Raw genomic sequence first — 19,466 nt, 5'->3', positions numbered from 1 at the left:
ATTACTTCCCTTTCGCTTTTTGTAATTGAGACGGAATTAACACAGTAGTCACTCGTGATTTCGCACCACCATTGGCTCTAAGTTGCTGTTTCTTCACATCATAAGTGATAAGTTCACCATTAATTTTACTATCTAATTGTTTCAACTCAGCATTACCTGTCAATGTTAAAAACTCCGTACCAAGATCATAGTGCACCTTATTAGCCTTCCCATCAACAGGTTTCCCATCGTCAAGTAATTGATGAAATGTAACAGGGCTACCAAAAGCATCAACAGTTTCTTTTTTACCTGAGTTTTCTGGTGGACGTGTAATCACAACCTTACTTGCTTTAATTAAAATCGACCCTTGAGTTATCACAACATTATCCGTAAAAGTCACTACACTCTTTTCCATATCCAACGCTTGATTATCCGAAACGATATTAATCGGTTGATTGGTATCATCTTTAAGCGCAAAAGCCGATATGGATGTCATCATTAACGTTGTGAGTAAAAATATTTTATTATTTACGAACTTCATAATATGTTTTCACCTGTTCTTTTAAAGTAGCAACTTGTTGACGTAAATTGCCAACCATTTTTAATCCTGTTGAACTAAAATTTTGTCCATTAATCTTGACCATTGAGTCTGATGTCATATCCTGTGTTTTCAAATTGACAATTGCCATCTGAGTTTCTACACGCTGCAAATGAGAAGTTGGTTCCAAACTTTCCGCCACAACATCTCCCTCTAAATACAGCATTTCATCTTTTGTGAGCTTGGCTTTTTTAGCACTCAATTTCCAACTCTGTGATGCCAAAGCATGAGCAACATCCTTTGCTTGACTAGTATTAGATGAATTAACATCGAATAAATAGACTAATGGCATCTCAAAATCAGTATGTCCATCTACAGTATAATGTTTCACATTATCCGCAAGAGAAACATATTGTTTTTTCCCTTCTGGTGAAAACACTGTTGTTTCCATTTTATTGCCAATATAATCGGGGCTATCTGGCTTTTTCACCAAATTTGATAAATCAGGTGCATCCCGATTCAGTGAATAAAACCAACCTAGTAAACCAAAAGCAATAATACTTAAAATTACATTCCAACGAATATTCATTTTTTCTACTTTATTATCTGGATAAGTGCGGTTAAAAATATTGATAGCACTTGATTAAGTGCTCACAAAGCTAATCTTCCAGCATCAATGATTTCAGCATTTGATAAATATCTCGATATGCTTTTGAAGGTTTATTTTGTTCCCGCTCTTTCTGTGCAGAACGAATCAAATTACGTAATTTCTGGCGATCAGCTTCTGGATAATTATTTAATAAATTCGTCAATGCTATATCACCATTTTCGATCAACTCATCACGAATTTTTTCAATTTTATGTAACATCGCTTGCTGCTGATTATGCTTATTTTCGATTTTATCTAACGCTTCACGAATTGGGGCAACATCAATACCACGAAATAATTTTCCAATATATTGCAATTGACGACGGCGAGCCTCTTTTTGTAAACGCTGGGCAAGCTCAATGGCATCAAGCAAAGATTCATCAAGGGGAATTTTAGCTAAATTTGCTTTGGTTAAATTCACAATTTTTTCGCCAAGTTGCTTTAAATCTTCCGCATCTCGCTTAATTTCACTTTTACTTACCCAAATAATTTCTTCTTGCGCCTCATCTTCCCAATCAAAAGCTTCTTTTTTCTTACGTTTCGCCATTTTTTGTCCTTTATAAAAATTGGGGCGCATTTTACCATAAACTTTGAAAATAAGATAAAATGTTGCAAATTTTTAACAGGAAAAAACAATGAAAGCACCCGAAAATCAAACCGCACTTTTAAAAGCGCAGGAGCAAGAATTACGTCACGCTGTTAGTTTTGCAGTTGAATTAGCCCAAAAAGCTGGAGCCAGTGCAGAGGTGGCTGTAACCAAAGTAAGCGGCTTATCTGTTTCAACACGATTGCAGGATATTGAAAATGTGGAATTTACCAATGATGGCGCACTAGGTATTTCCGTTTATTTGGGACAACAAAAAGGTAATGCTTCTACCTCTGATTTAAGTGAAAATGCCATTAAAAATACTGTAGAAGCGGCACTTTCTATCGCAAAATATACATCACCCGATGATTGTACAGGACTTGCTGATGAGCAATTAATGGCCTTTGATGCGCCTGACTTAGCACTTTACCATCCTGCTAATATTGATGTAGAAAAAGCAACAGAACTTGCTCTCCGTACAGAAAAATCTGCTCTTGAAGCAGATAAACGAATCGTAAATAGCAATGGTGCAAGCTTTAATTCTCACACGGGTGTAAAAGTATATGGTAATACCTACGGTATGTTACAAAGCTATTTATCCAGTCGCTATTCATTATCTTGCTCAGTCATTGGGGGTGTAGAAGGTGCATTAGAAAATGACTACGAATATACAATTTCCCGTGAGTTTGATCGACTTCAATCACCGACTAGGGTCGGTGAAACTTGTGCGAGAAAAGTAGTTTCACGCCTAAATCCACAAAAGCTTAATACATGTGAAGTACCCGTCATTTTTTTAAATGATGTTGCAACTAGTATTATTTCGCATTTAGCGGCATCAATAAGTGGCGGTAGTTTATACCGAAAATCAAGTTTTTTACTTGATCGACTAGGAACATCCATCTTACCTGAATGGTTTAATATTAGCGAACGCCCCCATTTATTACGTGCACTGGCTTCAACGCCTTTTGATAGTGAAGGAGTCCGCACACAAAATCGTGAAATTATTGAGAATGGTATATTAAAAACCTATTTATTGACCAGTTACAGTGGAAAAAAACTCGGAATGCCAAGCACAGGTCATGCTGGTGGGATTCACAATTGGCTTATCCAACCAAATTTAACCGGAGGATTAACCGCACTCTTACATAAAATGGACAGAGGTCTATTAGTAACGGATGTTATGGGACAAGGAGTAAACCTTGTGACAGGTGATTATTCTCGAGGTGCATCAGGATTCTGGATTGAAAACGGTGAAATTCAATACCCTGTCGCTGAAATTACAATTGCAGGTCAATTACAGGATATGTTGAAAAACATTGTTGCCGTATCAGATGATATAGAACATCGTTCAAACATACAAACTGGCTCAATTTTATTAGAAAAGCTGAAAATTTCTGGAAACTAAAAAATATTTAATATTGATAATTATTCTTATTGACAGAGGTTAAAATTCTGATAAGATACCCACCATCTGTTAAGCGATTGCAGGTTGCTCCAACAGGTAGAGTAGAAAGTAAATTCGTTAGGGTTCAAAAGGCTGAAGATTAATCTTCAGCCTTTTTTATATTTCATCTTCCATCTCTAAATCTATCTTAAAAGAATCCAAGTTATTTATATTGAAATATGGAATAACACTCAGCGAGAAATTCTGATACACATGGCATAACGATCAATTTTTTTGTAGAATAGCAAACGATTACATTCCTTTTAAATTCACAAGGACATTTTATGAAAAAACACCATGTTGATGTTTTAATTGCAGAAAGCGATGTTCACTCTCGTATTGCAGAGCTTGGGGCCGAAATAACAAAACATTATCAAGAAAAACAAGTCAATAACCTTGTTGTTATCGGACTTTTACGTGGCTCATTTATGTTTATGGCTGATATTGTACGCCACATTCATTTACCTATAGAAATTGAGTTTATGACTACTTCCAGTTATGGAACAGGGATGACAACAAATCATGATGTGCGTATCACAAAAGATCTTGATGGCGATATTAAAGGTAAACACGTATTAATCGTAGAAGATATTATTGACACGGGTTACACACTTGAAAAAGTACGTGATATTTTGAATTTACGTGATCCTGCAAGTCTTGCTATCTGTACCTTGCTTGATAAACCCTCTCGTCGCGAGGTTGAAGTGCTGGTAGAATGGATAGGTTTTGAAATTCCGGATGAATTTGTGGTGGGATATGGTATCGATTATGCACAACGTCACCGTAATTTAGGCTATATTGGCAAAGTGGTTTTAGAAGAATAATGCTCATCAAGCAAGTGCGGTCAAAATTTATAATGAATTTTGACCGCACTTATTTTTTAACGTTTCGCTTTCTTAATAAACTTCATCAAACGTTTACGCTTACGCAATTGGTTCGGGGTAAGTTTATTTTTACGCCCCGCAAATGGATTCGAACCTTCTTGGAAAAGAAGACGAATTGGCGAGCCAATAATTTTCAAACTCTTACGATAATAATTAGATAAATAACGTTTATAAGAATCCGGTAATTTATCCATTTGGTTACCGTGAACCACTATAATCGGCGGATTATAACCGCCTGGGTGAGCATATTTTAATTTAATTCGACGACCGCCAATCATCGGTGGTTGGTGTTCATCCGTTGCCATTTGCAAAATACGAGTTAAAAGCGAGGTCGTCATTTTTTGAGTCGCACAAGCATACGCTTCTTTAATCGAATCAAAAAGATTACCCACACCACTTCCGTGCAATGCGGAAATAAAATGCACGCGAGCAAAATCAATAAAATCTAAACGACGATCAAGCTCAGATTTAACGCGGTCTTTCACATCTTGATCTAAACCATCCCATTTATTCACAACGATCACTAAAGAACGACCTGCATTTAAAATAAAGCCGAGCAAAGATAAATCCTGATCAGAAATGTTTTCTCTCGCATCAATAGTCAGTAATACAACATTAGCATCCTGAATCGCTTGCAAGGTTTTTATCACGGAGAATTTTTCAACAGCCAAATGCACCTTACCGCGCTTACGCACACCCGCCGTATCAATCAACGTATATTGCTGCCCATCACGCTCCATTGGAATATAAATACTATCGCGTGTCGTGCCTGGCATATCGTAAACCACCACACGATCTTCACCTAAAATACGATTGGTTAAAGTGGATTTACCCACGTTTGGACGACCAACAATGGCAATCTTAATATTTTTATCTTGCTCTTCTTCTGATTCTTCTAACGCCTCATCAAGCAATGCCGTATCTTCTTCTGAATCAAAATCGAATTCTTGTTCCCATTCGTCTTGTTCTTCCTCAGAAGTGCGGTCATTTTCATCGGAGTTTTCCATTTGCTCCGCAAAAGGCGCAAGTACTTGTTCCATTAACTGAGTGACACCACGGCCTTGTGAGGCTGCGATTTGCTCAATTTCTCCTAAACCTAACTGATAAAATTCAGCACAATGAGAATCCGCATCGATACCATCGGTTTTATTTGCCACCACAATCGTCGTTTTGTTTTGACGTTGACGTAAGTAATTAGCGATACCAATATCCGCTGCAGTTAAACCCGCTCTAGCATCCACAAGGAAAAGAACAATATCGGCTTCATCAATAGCAAGCAAAGATTGCTCCGCCATTTTTTCTTCTACGCCCTCTTCGGTTCCATCAATACCGCCAGTATCAATAACAATAAACTCATAACCAGCAATATGAGCATGGCCGTATTTTCTATCACGAGTTAAACCAGGAAAATCAGCGACTAACGCATCTCGTGTACGAGTAAGGCGATTAAATAATGTGGATTTTCCCACATTCGGGCGACCAACAAGGGCCACAACTGGAGTTGCCATAAAAAATCTCTTATTTTGTCAAAAATGGCGGCCATTATATCGGAAGTTAAAGGATTGGTAAAAAATGATTTCATAAAGAAAATAAAAAGCCACAGGATACAATCCTATGGCTTTCTAAACACTGTTTATTTATCTATAACCTAACGTTATAATAATGTCGCTTTCAAGTCATCACCTTGAAAGCGAGTGTTGCGCTTTTTCGCAACGTTTGAAGAGGATAAGAAAATGATTAAAGTCATTATCCTTGTCGTACTACTATTATTAGTGAGTTTACCGACTTACTAATAACACGACATACTAGGGAGTAGCAGCTCCCTAGTTCTTCAAATCTTAAAAGATTACTTTATTTTTGTCAAGGATGAAGCAAATTTCAGATACAAAAAAAGCACCGTTAGGTGCTATCTTTATTTATCTTAATTGGCGGAATGGACGGGACTCGAACCCGCGACCCCCTGCGTGACAGGCAGGTATTCTAACCAGCTGAACTACCACTCCGAGATAAGATATTAATTTTAAATTGGCGGAATGGACGGGACTCGAACCCGCGACCCCCTGCGTGACAGGCAGGTATTCTAACCAGCTGAACTACCACTCCGCTAAGTGGTGCGTATCATAATGACGAACATAAATCTCGTCAATCTTTTTTTATGATTTTTTTATTGTATGATTAAATCCTAAACGATTAGTGAATAACCTCTTTGTCTAAACGTTTATCCCATAAACAATTATCACCGCTTTTTTTATTAATCATTTTAATAAATTCTAAATGCGCCAATAATTCATCTTCACTCGGTTGTAATACTTTCAAATTATGCGAAATATTCACCGCACTTCGTAAAGCTGCATTTTTATTACCTGACATGGTTCGAATAAAATGTGATTCATTCACATCATTTTCATCAAACAAACTAGTTTGGCCGCCTGTCATTGCCAAATAAACATCAGCTAAAATTTCAGCATCTAGCAACGCCCCGTGTAGCGTACGTTTACTATTATCAATATTCAAACGGTCACAAAGTGCATCTAAGCTATTACGCTTGCCTGGATACATTTGACGCGCCATCTGTAGCGTATCTGTAACTAAGCAAATTTCATCAGTTTTCACATTAAGATTCAACTTACGAAACTCATAATCCATAAACCCCACATCGAAGGGCGCATTATGAATCAATAATTCTGCGCCTTTAATATAATCCAAAAATGGCTGTGCAATCTCATTAAATGAGGGTTTATCTGCCAACATTTCATCTGTAATGCCATGAATTTTAATTGCTTCAGGATCAACAGGACGATCAGGCTTAATATAAAAGTGAAAATTATTGCCAGTATAACGACGATTAATCATTTCTACCGCACCAATTTCAATAATACAATGTCCTTCATAATGCGCCCCTAATTGATTCATCCCCGTTGTCTCGGTATCCAGTACAATTTGGCGATTTGGATTAACCATTTGTTCAACCTATTTCTTTCCTTTAAAATGAGGGCCATTTTACACAACAACCCTTTTGTTATGCAAAAACAGATTGAAATTTTTACTGACGGCTCCTGCTTGGGCAATCCTGGCCCGGGAGGAATTGGCATTGTCTTACGCTATAAGCAACATGAAAAAACCATTTCCAAAGGCTACTTCAAAACTACAAATAATCGTATGGAACTTCGTGCTGTCATTGAAGCATTGAATATTTTAAAAGAGCCCTGCCAAATCACACTTTACAGTGATAGCCAATATATGAAAAACGGGATCACAAAATGGATTTTCAATTGGAAAAAAAATAATTGGAAATCAAGTCAAGGCAAGCCTGTAAAAAATCAAGATTTATGGCAAGCGCTGAACGAAGCCATTCAACATCATCAAATCAATTGGCAATGGGTAAAAGGCCATGCAGGACATCGTGAAAATGAAATCTGTGATGAATTAGCCAAAAAAGGGGCTGAGAACCCAATATTGGAAGATGAAGGATATTTTGAGACCTCAATATAAATACACAATAAATACACAGCTTCGATGTATTTTTATACCACTTCACTTAAGCAAACGATCACTAAAGCATTCATTTGAATACAAAATAAACAAAAATAGATAAAAAATGTGATCTTGATCAGATTTTTGGAAATTAAGCCTATAGGAGTGATTGACACAAAAAAAGGAATTTGGAATGATTTGCACGTCTATTTAGGCGGTTGGACTGCCATATAGGGAAAAAGTTCAATCATAGATAGTAAAACAACCATAAGGAATACAAATTATGAAAAAAACACTTGCAGCATTAATCATTGGTGCATTTGCAGCTTCAGCGGCGAACGCGGCAGTAATCTATAATAATGAAGGTACTAAAGTTGAATTAAACGGTTCTTTACGTATCAACTTAGAAAAATCTAACCAAGATGGTATTAATAAATCAGGGAACTTAAAACGTCATACTCATTCAGGATTGAAAAATGATGGTTCTCGTTTTGAAATTAAAGTACGTCATGATTTAGGTGATGGCTATTACGCATTAGCACGTACTGAAGTACGTTTTGATGGTGATGAAAAAGGTCTTAAAAAGAAAGACAACGATGGTTTTGGTAATTTAACTACGAAACGTGCTTATGTTGGTTTAGGCCACAAAGAATTTGGTCAAGTAACTTTTGGTCGTCAAGTAACTATTGTTGATGACGTAGTAACAGCAGAAGACAAAACATACGGTCTAATTGAACCAGATGATTACGTATCAAAAGCAGGAAAATCTGTTGTTCGTTACGACTACTATGGTATTGAAGGTTTACAATTAGGGGTTGGTTACCAATTTGCAGAACAACGCAAAGATAATAATGAAGTACTTGAAGGTTCTGTTCAAAACTCAAACCAATTTGGTGCTTTATATGAAAAAGATGGCATAATTGCTAAAACTGTGTTTGGTAGAACAAATTACAAAACTGGCAATACAGAAACTAAAGAACATAGAGATGGCGTTGTTGCTAGCTTAGGTTACGAGTTCAATGGTGTAACTCTTTCTGTGGATAGTGGTTACGCAAAAACCAAATTTAAAGATACCGATAAAAAAGAAACTCGTTTCTTTGTATCACCAGGTTTCCAATATCAAATTACTGACTTAAGTAAAGTATATGGTAACTATAAATATGAACAAGTTAAAAACACAGATAGTTCTAAAGATAAACAACACGGTTTCTTACTAGGTATTGACTATAAACTTCATAAACAAGTAGTAACCTACTTAGAAGGTAAATATCAAGTTACTAAATCTTATGACAAAGATGGTAAATACGTAGACGATAGCAAAGTTAAAGATAAAGCTATTGGCGTAGGTATCCGTGTATACTTCTAATTAGTTGATTAAAAACTACTGTATAAAAGGCGAATCAAATGATTCGCCTTTTTTATGTAATAAAAAATCTATTTATAACGAAAGTGCGGTAATAAAATAGTATTTTATTACCGCACTTTTTCCTATATTTTCACAGGCTTAACAATTTCGCTCGGATAGCACCCTAAAATCTTTAAATAATTACTATAATTTTTCAGCTCTTCCAAGGCTTGTTGCGTATCAGGATGATGAATATTCGCCTCAATTTCTAAATAGAACATTTCTTCCCATGGTTTACCATAGATTGGGCGAGATTCTAATTTTGTCATATTAATGTGGTGTTTTTTAAATACCAATAAAGCATCAACTAATGAGCCCACCTGTTGTGAAGTCGTCATCAACAATAGGGTTTTTGTTGGGATCTGAGAAGAAACCTCTCGAGGTGTCTTAGCAACCACAATAAAACGTGTAATATTATTTTCTTGATTAGCAATATTCGTTTTCAGAACATTCAAACCATATAATTTTCCACCGTCTTCATTACCCAATGCCGCAATATTAGGTTTATTCAAACTTGAAACTAATTGCATCGCATGGGAACTACTTTCGCAATATTCAATATGAACACGCTCAAGACTGTGAATAAATTGGCTACATTGTTGAATAACTTGAGGATGGCTATATAAGGTATCAATTTGGCTTAAATCTGTCATATCATTGACTAATACGCAATGTTTAATTGGATAAGCCAACTCTCCCACTAATGAAAGCTCCGTATGTTGAAGTAAATCATAAACTTCATTAATCGCACCCGAAGTAGTATTTTCTAAAGGAAGGATACCAAAATCAGCCTCACCATTTTGTACTTTTTCAAATACTTGCTCAAAAGATTGACAGCCTAATTCAATAAATTGTTTTTGGTAACGTGCCGCATAATTCCTTGCCGCAAGATTAGAATAAGACCCACGTTTCCCTAAAAATGCAATATGTAAATTTTGGCTACGCTGTTCATTTAATTTATTTTGTAGGTAAACTTGCTGCGTTAATACTGAATCTTCAATGATTTTTTGAAAAATTGATGTGATATATTGAGCCTCAAGTTGATAGTTCTCATTTTCAGCAAATTGAATCAATTCTTGCAAAAGTGCTTGTTCACGCTCAACATCTCGTAAAGCCTTTTGAGTGACTTCTTTGCTTCTTACAACATCAAAAGCTAAGCGATGACGTTCTGACAGCAACTTCAACAAACTACGATCAATTTGTGTAATTTGTTGCCGAATTTCTGATAATTCTAATGCCATAATGTTTTCCTATAAAATCTTCCCGAAATTAACCGCACTTTTTCGCTTTACAATTAAAATGCGTACTAAATAAAAAAGCTATACTTCTTATCAGAAATATAGCTTTTTCAACAAAAAAAGAACTAAATCAATACTTGAACAGGCGCTACATACCCTTGCGGTACTTGAGCTTTATCTTCAAAGGTGACAAATTCCCACGCTTCTTGATTAGCTAAAACGGCGCGAAGCAATTTATTATTCAAACCATGTCCTGATTTATAAGCTTTGAAATCACCAATGATGTTATAGCCTGCCATGTAAAGATCGCCGATCGCATCTAACATTTTATGGCGTACTAATTCATCTTTGAAACGTAATCCATCCTCGTTAAGAATACGATAATCATCTAATACGATGGCATTATCAAGGCTACCACCTAATGCCAAACCTTGAGATTGAAGATATTCAATATCCTTCATAAAACCAAAGGTTCTTGCTCGGCTTATTTGATGAACAAATGCTTGAGCCGAAAATTCCATATCATAATTACGTACGTTTTTACCAATCGCAGGATGATCAAAATCAATAGTGAAATTTAAACGAAAACCATTATAAGGCTTAAATTCAGCCCACTTATCACCGTCTTCTACACGTACATATTCTTTAATACGAATAAACTTCTTCGCTGCGTTTTGTTCTTCAATACCCGCATCCAATAACAAATAAATAAATGGGCTCGCACTCCCATCCATAATAGGAATTTCTGGAGCATCGACTTCAATAATAATATTATCAATACCAAGGCCTGCTAACGCAGCATTTAAATGCTCAACTGTTGAAATACGCACACCTTGCTCATTTATTAAGGCAGTACAAAGCATAGTATCACGCACAGAATTAGGATCAGCTGGAAATGCCACAGCTGGATTTAAATCTGTACGGTAATATACAACCCCTGTATTTGGCATTGCAGGGCGTAAAGTTAATGTTACCTTTTTGCCACTATGCAAGCCTACACCAGTGACCTTAATGCTTTGTTTTAATGTTCTTTGTTTAATCATATTATTTACCCTTAATTTCAGGCAATACTACATCAATTTGATGAATTTTCATCACGTTGTGCTGCAGGGTTAAAGAAAGCATTGTTTTTAAACATATCTAAACGATCTGTAATAGGTTTATCAAGCGGACGATGATATTCCTCTTCTACTGTTTTAGTTTCTTCAACCGGTTCCGGACGACGAATATCTGGCACAATATTTACATCTTGTGGCTGGCGCACTGGGCGAACAACTTGAATTGGCTCATTAACTGAGATATCTCCTAATCCTGTTGCAACAATAGTCACTCGGATTTCGTCCGTCATTTCAGGCACTAAGCTGGTACCAATCACGACAGTAGCATCTTCAGAAGCAAAACTACCCACCGTTTCACCGACAATATTAAATTCTTCGAAAGAAAGATCCATACCAGCAGTGATATTCACCAAAATACCTTTTGCATTTGAAAGATCGATTTTCTCTAATAAATCATTACGTACGGCAATACGAGCGGCTTCTTCAGCACGCCCTTCACCCGCAGAACCAACAGCAGAACCAAAGCCAATCATTGCTTGTCCCATTTCTGACATAACAGTTCTTACATCAGCAAAGTCTACGTTGATTAAACCTGGTGAGGTAATCATATCTGAAATACCCATTACAGAATTACGTAATACATCGTTTGCTGCAGCAAATGCATCAATTAATTTAGCGTTTTTAGGGAGAACTTTTTGAATTTGTTGATTTGGGATAATAATCATTGAATCAACATATTGTGCTAAATCTTTAATACCCAATTCAGCAAATTGCATACGTTTTTTGCCTTCAAAAGCAAACGGCTTAGTAACAACCGCTACAGTTAAAATACCTAATTCTTTTGCAATTCTCGCTACAACAGGCGCAGCCCCCGTACCTGTACCGCCCCCCATACCAGCTGCAATAAAGACCATATCTGCACCTTCAAGCATTTTACGGATTTCTTCTTGATCATCTTCCGCTGCTTTACGGCCAATATTTGGATTTGCCCCTGCACCTAAACCTTTAGTCGTCTCTCCACCAATTTGTACAGTTTGTTGAACATGGCTTTTACGTAGAGCTTGTGCATCAGTATTTACTGCATAGAAAATAATGCGGCCATGCTCTTCCGATGTTAATGTGCTTTCCCCTAAGTAGGTACCACCCATTTCTTGTTTCACCATATTCATAACCATATGGTTAACGGCATTACCGCCACCGCCTCCCACACCTACGACTTTAATCAGTGCGCCGGACTCGTTAAAATTGTCGTACTCAGGGTACTCAGGGTATAGCATTGATGTTCTCCGTTATGATCAGACAAACTGACCCAATATATAAAACCTAAATTCTCTTTATTGTAGATGAAAAATCAAAATAATCAAAATTCTGACCGCACTTTATTGACAATTTTTTTAATTCCTTGCCAAATTGGCTGCCAAACACCACTCTCTGAATCATCACTACCCGAAATTAAATCATCATCACTATTGCTTTGATTATATTGTAATAATCCTACTACTGTAGAATATTGTGGACGACTCACATAATCCGTTAAACCAGTAATATTTAACGGGCTACCAATACGTACTTGGCAATTAAATACATCTGAAGCACATTCTTTTAAATCTTCAATTTGTGCGCCACCACCGGTAATCACAACACCTGCAATTAATTCAAATTTAATATGTTTTGCTTCTAATTCTTTCTTTAATTTATCTAATTCATCTTTTACTACACCTAAAAGTTCAGTATAACGAGCAGATGTAATTAAGGATAAATCACTTTTAGTTAAAGAACGAGGTGCTCGACCACCAATACTTGCCACTTCAATTTTTTTATCGCCATGTAAACGTGCTGGATAAAATGCACTTGCATAATTAACTTTAACACGCTCAGCTTCTGCACGTGAAATGGTACAAGCGTGTGCAATATCATTTGTCACAATATTCCCAGCATAAGGAATTACCTTACTAAAACGCAAAGCACCATTAGTGTAAACCATGACATTCATTGTACCTGCGCCAAAGTCAATTAAGCATACCCCTAAATCTTTTTCATCTTCAGTTAATACTGAATGGGTAGCAGCAAAACCAGAAAATACAACTTTATCAACCTGTAAACCACAACGTTCAACAGCTTTTTTTAAGTTATTTTGCCAATCTTGATGGCAAGCAATTAAGTGCACTTGAGCTTTTAATCGAACACCTTGTAAACCAAGAGGATTCTTGATATTAAATTGACGATCTACTGCATATTCTTGTGGAATAATATGTAATAAAGATAATCCTTCTGGCAATTTAATCGAACTTGCAGTGTGAAGTGCCGCATCAATTTCATCTTGTGTTACTTCGCGATCAGAAATAGGTACAAAGCCGCTTTCATTTAAGCTTTGAATATGCTCACCTGTAATTGCTAAAGTCACACTCATAATTTGGCAGTCTGCCATGGATTCAGCGCCTTCAATCGCACGTTGAATCGAATTGACGACAGCATCAAGATCAGTAATACTGCCACGATCAATACCTTTTGATGGGCAACTTCCCATCCCAAGAACATTTACCACGCCATCAGGGAAAACTTCCCCAACAACTGCGACAACTTTTGACGTGCCAACTTCTAATCCTACAATCGTTTTTGCTTCCACACCTTTAACCATTTTTGCACCTAGTTATTTTTATTTATCTGCCATACCTACAGCAGCACCTGCCGTATATCGTAAATCTACATAATCTATTTTTTTATTTTCAGGTACATCAATTTGTGGATAAATCGTTACAAAGCGCTCCAGTTTCGATTTCCACTCACCTCTGCCTAATCTTAACACAATATCATTATCAAGCGTAACCTGCCATGCACCACGCTCATCAATTGTCATGCCTTTTGCCATTAAATTCTTGGCTTTAAAATCAGCATAAATTTGATTCCATGCCTCCAAAACTTTTAAGCTTTGATAATCTGGCCCTCCTAAATAAGGTAACGTTTGCTTATTCAACCTTTCAAAAGGAAGCTGAAATACAACACCATCTTGTGTGACTAACTGGTTATGATTCCAAAATGCTACAGGCTGATATTCAGTTACCCAAATGCTTAAACGATTTGGCCATATTTTCCGAACAACTGCATTCTTAACCCAAGGCAAAGCTTCTATTTGAGCCTGAATAGGCTCAACATCCTGTCCCCAGAAGCCTTTTAACGATCCCATTTTTAATAGGCTTTCTTTTATATCTGCATCTGTCGTAAATGTTTTCTGCCCCATAAGTGCAAATGCCCCCATGGGTTTGTCATCCATTTTTTCTAAAAGTGTTTGCCAATTAATATATACGCTAAACACAAGCAAAGCGCCTAACAAAGCAAAGAAAGCCCGGATGTGAAAATAATACTTGGACTTTTTTTCGCCAAAACGAATATTCTGTGGTGTATTCCCTTTCAGAATGTTCATATTATGCACTTAACTCCAAAATTTTCACGACAAGTTGCTCAAAAGAAATCCCGACTGTCGCAGCTGATTTAGGAAATAAACTATGACTAGTCATACCTGGGTTTGTATTCACTTCCACTAAACGGAAATTGCCTTTTGAATCACACATGACATCAATACGGGTCCAACCACGACAACCTACTGCATCATAAGCACGTTTCACTAATAGCGCTAATTCTTGTTCACGTTCAGGCGTTAAGCCTGCAGGACAAAAATATTGTGTATTATCTGAAATGTATTTTGCCTGATAATCATAAAACTCTCCTTCAGGTACAATACGAATAGCAGGTAAAACCTTTCCATCTAATACCGGTACAGTTAACTCATCTCCAGCAAGCCACTCTTCAATTAAAATTGTATTATCAAATTTAAGGGCAAATTCTACCGCACTTTTTAGGGCTTCTACGGTTTTCACTTTTGTTAATCCCACACTAGATCCTTCTAAAGACGGTTTTACCATTAATGGTAAGCCCAGTCTTGCCACAACCTCTTCAGAATTAAGATTATTAAAAGTTTCACGCGTAACCACTTCCATTTCAGCGACAGGTAATCCAAACGCCCTCCATAGCATTTTTGTACGCATTTTATCCATCGTCAACGCAGAAGCCATCACGCCACAACCAGTATAAGGCAAACCAATTTGCTCTAATAAACCTTGCATTGTGCCATCTTCACCACCACGACCGTGTAAAATATTAAATACTCGATCAAAACCATCATTTTTAAGATTTGCAACTGGGTATTCTTTAGGATCTACTGGATGAGCGTTATACCCCTGATTCAACAAAGCTTCTAATACTGCTTTCCCCGATTGAAGAGACACTTCACGCTCAGCAGATGTACCGCCTAGTAATACAGCAATTTTTTCTTTTTTTAAGTTCATTTTTTATCCTGTTCGTCATTACCTAGGGAAAATATATCCTAGATTTCTTTCTATTCTATTTCATGAGAAATATAGCTGTTCCTCAACAGAGGATGATTATAAATAACCAAGAGCCTATATTAATTTTTCCAAGATTCAGCCAAACCACGAGAAATTTTACTCACACTTCCCGCACCTTGCGCTAGAATTAAATCACCGTCTTGAATAATTTGATCAAGCACATCGCCTAATTGTGATGTATCAGAAACTAAAATTGGATCAACTTTTCCCAAATTACGAATAGAACGGCAAAGTGATTTACTATCCGCACCGACAATTGCGGCTTCTCCTGCTGCATAAACATCAAGCATAATTAACGCATCAACTTGAGAAAGTACCTGAACGAAATCATCAAATAAATCTCGAGTACGAGAATAACGATGAGGTTGGAAAATCATCACAATTCGTTTATCGCCCCATCCTTCTCGTGCAGCTTTAATGGTTACACCAACTTCTGTTGGGTGATGTCCATAATCATCTACTAAACGTACTTTTCCATTAGGACGAATAAATTCACCTAATTGATCGAATCGACGACCAGCCCCTTGGAAATCAGCTAATGCTACTAAGATGGCTTCATTATCAATGCCTTCTTCTTTTGCTACCGCCAATGCTGCCGTTGCATTTAAGGCATTATGTTTACCTGGCACATTTAATAATACATTGATACGTTCACCATTTGGACAAATCACTACATAATGCCCTTGGAAACCAGTCTGTTCATAATCTTCAATGCGATAATCCGCATGCTCACTGAATCCATAGGTAATTACTTGACGACCAACTTTTGGCACAAGTTCCATTAATACAGGATCATCAGCACACATCACGGCTAAACCATAGAATGGTAAATTATGTAGAAACTTCACATAGGTGGCTTTCATTTTCTCAAAATCGCCTTCATACGTATCCATATGATCGGGTTCCATATTAGTCACCACTGAAACCATAGGTTGCAAATGTAAAAATGAAGCATCACTTTCATCCGCCTCCGCAATTAAATAGCGACTCGCACCAAGATGCGCATTTTTACCCGCAGATTTTACCAATCCTCCATTTACAAAGGTTGGATCAAGTTTTGCCTGGGTATAAATCATGGAAATCATAGCAGTAGTAGTCGTCTTCCCGTGTGTTCCTGCAACAGCAATACCATGACGAAAACGCATAATTTCAGCTAGCATTTGTGCGCGTTGAATAACTGGGATACGTTTCTCCTTAGCAGCAATAAGCTCAGGATTATCTTCATGAATCGCACTTGACACAACAACAACACTTGCGCCTTCTATATTCTCTGCCGCATGACCAATATAAATTTGCGCCCCAGCTTGCACTAAACGTTGAGTAACAACGCCATCGGCAATATCTGAACCAGAGATTTGATAGCCCTCATTTAATAAAATCTCAGCGATACCACTCATTCCCGCACCACCAATACCAATAAAATGGATTTGTTGTACACGGCGCATTTCAGGAATAATTTTTCTAATTTCTTCGTGGGAATGTTTCATTTATATTTCCTTTTTGACCTATTGGCAAAATACTAAAGTGCGGTTAAAAACTCACAATGTTTTTGTTATTACTTTGAATTTTCAATGATTACATCTGCAACTCGTTGCGCTGATAATGGTGTTGCCATTTCTTTTGCTTTGATTGCCATTTGCAATAAATTTTCACGTGAGAAATTTTTTAAATAGTTCACCAAAATATCAGGCGTTAAATCAACTTGCTCCACAATTTTTGCGGCACCAACATCAGCCAAATATTTAGCATTCAAATATTGCTGGCGATCTTTATGTTGGAAAGGTACAAAAATAGCTGCTGCACCAACTGCAGCAATTTCGCAAACCGTTAATGCACCTGAACGACAAATCACCACATCTGCCCAAGAATAAGCTTCTGCCATATCATCAATAAACTCTGTTATTTTAACTCGATGAGCATTTTCTGCATAAAGCGCTTTCACTTCATCTACTGCACCTTTCCCTACTTGATGGCGAATATCTAATTTATTCTCGAGTTTAGAGAAAACTTTTGGTAACGTATGATTCAATACTCTCGCCCCTTGGCTTCCCCCTACAACTAAAACGCGTAATTTATCTCCACGTTCAGAAAAACGAATTTCAGGATTAGACATCTGAAATAAATCTTGTCTAACAGGATTCCCAACAACCTCTGCATTTGGAAAAGCCGTTGGAAAAGCCTGCAATACCCGCTTCGCAATTTTAGCTAACCATTTATTCGTTAAACCCGCTATCGCATTTTGTTCATGCAAAATTATCGGTACACCACAAAGTTTTGCAGCAATACCGCCAGGACCTGACACATACCCTCCCATGCCAAGCACGGCATCAGGTTTCTCATGTTGAATAATTTTTTTTGCTTGTAGGATTGCGCGTAAAATAGCAAAAGGTGCAGTAAGTAAGGCTTTTAAGCCTTTACCACGCAATCCTGAAATTTGAATAAAATAAATTGGAATACCGTACTTAGGTACAAGCTGGGCTTCCATCCTATCTTTTGTACCTAACCAACAAATATCCCATCCTTGTTTCTGTAAAGTTTGTGCGACAGCTATTGCTGGAAAAACATGTCCGCCAGTCCCACCGGCCATTACTAATAATTTTTTATTTTTCATCTTTATGTCTCTAATCATCACGCAAACGTGCCTGGCCAGCTCGGAGTAGGCGATTTTCATGATCTATACGTAATAAAATACCAATCGTTGCTGACATAATAATAATACTAGAGCCACCATAGCTGACAAGAGGGAAAGTTAAACCTTTAGTTGGTAACATACCAAGAGCCATACCTAAATTGACAAATCCTTGGAAAAAAATCCAAAAGCCAATTCCTAATGCAAAAAAACCTCGAAAACGTTGCTCTAATATCAAAGACTCTTTACCAATTTTCAAAGCGCGAAATATAAGTAATCCCAATAAAGTGACAACAATAATAATACCAATCAAGCCAAACTCTTCGCCAATAATCGCCATGATAAAGTCTGTATGCGCTTCGGGTAAATAATCTAGTTTTTGAATTGAATTACCCAGTCCCTCACCAGTAATCTCACCTCGACCAAATGCCATAAGAGAATTAGTTAATTGGAAACCTGTACCGTATGGATCTTTAAAAGGATCTAAAAAACCTGTAAATCGTTTCAAACGATAAGATGCTGAAATAATCAACCATGCACCTAGTACCCCCCCTGTAGCCACTAATAAAACAAATTGAAAAAAGTGTGCGCCAACAATAAATAGCATACAGAAAGTTATTACAAAGAGCACCACGGTACTTCCCATATCTGGCTGAACCAACAGGAACATCCCCATTACACCCATAACAATAAATGGCTTCACCGCACTAAATTTACGACCACGTACTTCATCATAACGACGAGTAAAATAGCTTGCTAAAAAACAAGTTAGGGCTAATTTTGCAAATTCTGCAGGCTGAAAATTCAAAATACCTAAAGAAATCCAACGTTTAGCACCGTTTACCGAAGTGCCAATAAATAACACAGCTACGAGCAATACTACCGCAACCCAGAAAATTTTTGCATGCCATCTTTCTAACCTTTCAGAAGGTAAATACAACATGCTGTAGCAAGTTGCTAAAGATAAGCAGACATAGAGTGCATCACGTTTGGCAAAGTAAAACGGATCATTGAATAGTCTTGAGCTATAAGGAATGGAAGCGGATGTCACTGCAATAAGACCAATCAAAAGCAAAATTACAAATAGCCAGAATAGAGCACGATCATATAATAGTCCTTGTGGGGTAATACGAGTCCACTCATCGTAATTTTTTTTGAGCTTTTGTAATAATTCCATAT

19 protein-coding genes and 2 tRNA genes are annotated in these 19,466 nt (G+C 37.1%); 5 read left to right on the top strand and 16 right to left on the bottom strand.

The annotated features are described in order from the left end of the window. Position 1: 1 nt before the first annotated feature. From lptA to yjgA, 3 genes are all read right to left on the bottom strand, one after another. Entirely contained in the window at positions 2-520 is a 519-nt protein-coding gene (lptA, locus tag LIX50_RS01070) for a lipopolysaccharide transport periplasmic protein LptA (protein WP_048954107.1), read from the bottom strand. Beyond that, positions 504-1,106 (bottom strand): LPS export ABC transporter periplasmic protein LptC, encoded by a 603-nt coding sequence (gene lptC, locus LIX50_RS01065; protein ID WP_048954108.1) that lies wholly within the window; start codon positions 1,104-1,106, stop codon positions 504-506. Before lptC ends, lptA begins: the two co-directional genes overlap by 17 nt. 70 nt (positions 1,107-1,176) lie before the next feature. Then, positions 1,177-1,713 carry a ribosome biogenesis factor YjgA gene (gene yjgA / locus LIX50_RS01060; RefSeq protein WP_048954109.1) on the bottom strand — a complete coding sequence of 179 codons (537 nt, stop codon included), beginning with the start codon at positions 1,711-1,713 and terminating at the stop codon, positions 1,177-1,179. Positions 1,714-1,801: 88 nt separating this feature from the next. Between yjgA and pmbA the strand changes: the two genes are divergently transcribed. Then, a complete protein-coding gene (pmbA, locus tag LIX50_RS01055) occupies positions 1,802-3,157 on the top strand; it encodes a metalloprotease PmbA (protein ID WP_048954110.1) in 1,356 nt (451 codons plus the stop codon). A 323-nt stretch (positions 3,158-3,480) separates the two neighbouring features. Continuing rightward, a complete protein-coding gene (gene hpt / locus LIX50_RS01050; protein ID WP_048954111.1) occupies positions 3,481-4,020 on the top strand; it encodes a hypoxanthine phosphoribosyltransferase in 540 nt (179 codons plus the stop codon). Positions 4,021-4,076: 56 nt separating this feature from the next. On the opposite strand, the gene der is transcribed toward hpt, so the two are convergent. After that, positions 4,077-5,588 (bottom strand): ribosome biogenesis GTPase Der, encoded by a 1,512-nt coding sequence (der, locus tag LIX50_RS01045; protein WP_005630139.1) that lies wholly within the window; start codon positions 5,586-5,588, stop codon positions 4,077-4,079. A gap of 225 nt (positions 5,589-5,813) precedes the next feature. Here der and LIX50_RS09570 point away from each other — a divergent pair, with 225 nt between their 5' ends. Beyond that, complete coding sequence (locus LIX50_RS09570) at positions 5,814-5,873, top strand: hypothetical protein (RefSeq protein WP_371316032.1); 60 nt, start codon at positions 5,814-5,816, stop codon at positions 5,871-5,873. A 133-nt stretch (positions 5,874-6,006) separates the two neighbouring features. On the opposite strand, the gene LIX50_RS01040 is transcribed toward LIX50_RS09570, so the two are convergent. From LIX50_RS01040 to dnaQ, 3 genes are all read right to left on the bottom strand, one after another. After that, positions 6,007-6,083: transfer RNA gene (locus LIX50_RS01040), tRNA-Asp, on the bottom strand. A 23-nt stretch (positions 6,084-6,106) separates the two neighbouring features. Further along, a tRNA-Asp gene (locus LIX50_RS01035) sits at positions 6,107-6,183 on the bottom strand. 87 nt (positions 6,184-6,270) lie between these two features. Further along, positions 6,271-7,041: a DNA polymerase III subunit epsilon gene (dnaQ, locus tag LIX50_RS01030; protein ID WP_048954112.1), complete on the bottom strand. Its 771-nt coding sequence runs from the start codon at positions 7,039-7,041 to the stop codon at positions 6,271-6,273. A gap of 60 nt (positions 7,042-7,101) precedes the next feature. Here dnaQ and rnhA point away from each other — a divergent pair, with 60 nt between their 5' ends. Together rnhA and LIX50_RS01020 are read left to right on the top strand one after the other, a co-directional pair. Continuing rightward, positions 7,102-7,572, top strand: a complete 471-nt coding sequence (gene rnhA / locus LIX50_RS01025) for a ribonuclease HI (RefSeq protein ID WP_048954113.1) — start codon at positions 7,102-7,104, stop codon at positions 7,570-7,572. Between the two features lie 265 nt (positions 7,573-7,837). Then, positions 7,838-8,920, top strand: a complete 1,083-nt coding sequence (locus tag LIX50_RS01020) for a porin (protein WP_048954114.1) — start codon at positions 7,838-7,840, stop codon at positions 8,918-8,920. Positions 8,921-9,042: 122 nt separating this feature from the next. On the opposite strand, the gene LIX50_RS01015 is transcribed toward LIX50_RS01020, so the two are convergent. The 9 genes from LIX50_RS01015 to ftsW form a co-directional block, all read right to left on the bottom strand. Further along, the gene (locus tag LIX50_RS01015) at positions 9,043-10,200 is read right to left on the bottom strand and encodes a chorismate mutase (RefSeq protein ID WP_048954115.1); all 1,158 of its coding nucleotides are present in this window, start codon (positions 10,198-10,200) and stop codon (positions 9,043-9,045) included. A 122-nt stretch (positions 10,201-10,322) separates the two neighbouring features. Further along, positions 10,323-11,240 (bottom strand): UDP-3-O-acyl-N-acetylglucosamine deacetylase, encoded by a 918-nt coding sequence (gene lpxC / locus LIX50_RS01010; RefSeq protein WP_048954116.1) that lies wholly within the window; start codon positions 11,238-11,240, stop codon positions 10,323-10,325. A gap of 32 nt (positions 11,241-11,272) precedes the next feature. Then, positions 11,273-12,532: a cell division protein FtsZ gene (gene ftsZ / locus LIX50_RS01005; protein ID WP_048954117.1), complete on the bottom strand. Its 1,260-nt coding sequence runs from the start codon at positions 12,530-12,532 to the stop codon at positions 11,273-11,275. A gap of 83 nt (positions 12,533-12,615) precedes the next feature. Further along, positions 12,616-13,893, bottom strand: coding sequence for a cell division protein FtsA (gene ftsA, locus LIX50_RS01000; RefSeq protein WP_048954118.1), 1,278 nt, complete (start codon positions 13,891-13,893; stop codon positions 12,616-12,618). 18 nt (positions 13,894-13,911) lie between these two features. Beyond that, the gene (locus LIX50_RS00995; RefSeq protein ID WP_048954119.1) at positions 13,912-14,676 is read right to left on the bottom strand and encodes a cell division protein FtsQ/DivIB; all 765 of its coding nucleotides are present in this window, start codon (positions 14,674-14,676) and stop codon (positions 13,912-13,914) included. Between the two features lies 1 nt (position 14,677). Next, positions 14,678-15,598 (bottom strand): D-alanine--D-alanine ligase, encoded by a 921-nt coding sequence (locus LIX50_RS00990; RefSeq protein WP_048954120.1) that lies wholly within the window; start codon positions 15,596-15,598, stop codon positions 14,678-14,680. 119 nt (positions 15,599-15,717) lie between these two features. Next, positions 15,718-17,145: a UDP-N-acetylmuramate--L-alanine ligase gene (gene murC, locus LIX50_RS00985; protein ID WP_048954121.1), complete on the bottom strand. Its 1,428-nt coding sequence runs from the start codon at positions 17,143-17,145 to the stop codon at positions 15,718-15,720. 68 nt (positions 17,146-17,213) lie between these two features. Continuing rightward, positions 17,214-18,269, bottom strand: coding sequence for an undecaprenyldiphospho-muramoylpentapeptide beta-N-acetylglucosaminyltransferase (gene murG / locus LIX50_RS00980; RefSeq protein WP_048954122.1), 1,056 nt, complete (start codon positions 18,267-18,269; stop codon positions 17,214-17,216). A gap of 10 nt (positions 18,270-18,279) precedes the next feature. Further along, a complete protein-coding gene (gene ftsW / locus LIX50_RS00975; RefSeq protein WP_048954123.1) occupies positions 18,280-19,464 on the bottom strand; it encodes a putative lipid II flippase FtsW in 1,185 nt (394 codons plus the stop codon). Positions 19,465-19,466 lie beyond the last annotated feature (2 nt).

It is taken from the genome of Haemophilus sp. Marseille-P9675 (assembly GCF_916862695.1).
Lineage (GTDB): Bacteria > Pseudomonadota > Gammaproteobacteria > Enterobacterales > Pasteurellaceae > Haemophilus > Haemophilus haemolyticus_K.
Note: the sequence above shows the minus strand (reverse complement) of the source record. Positions and strands in the feature narration are given on the sequence as shown.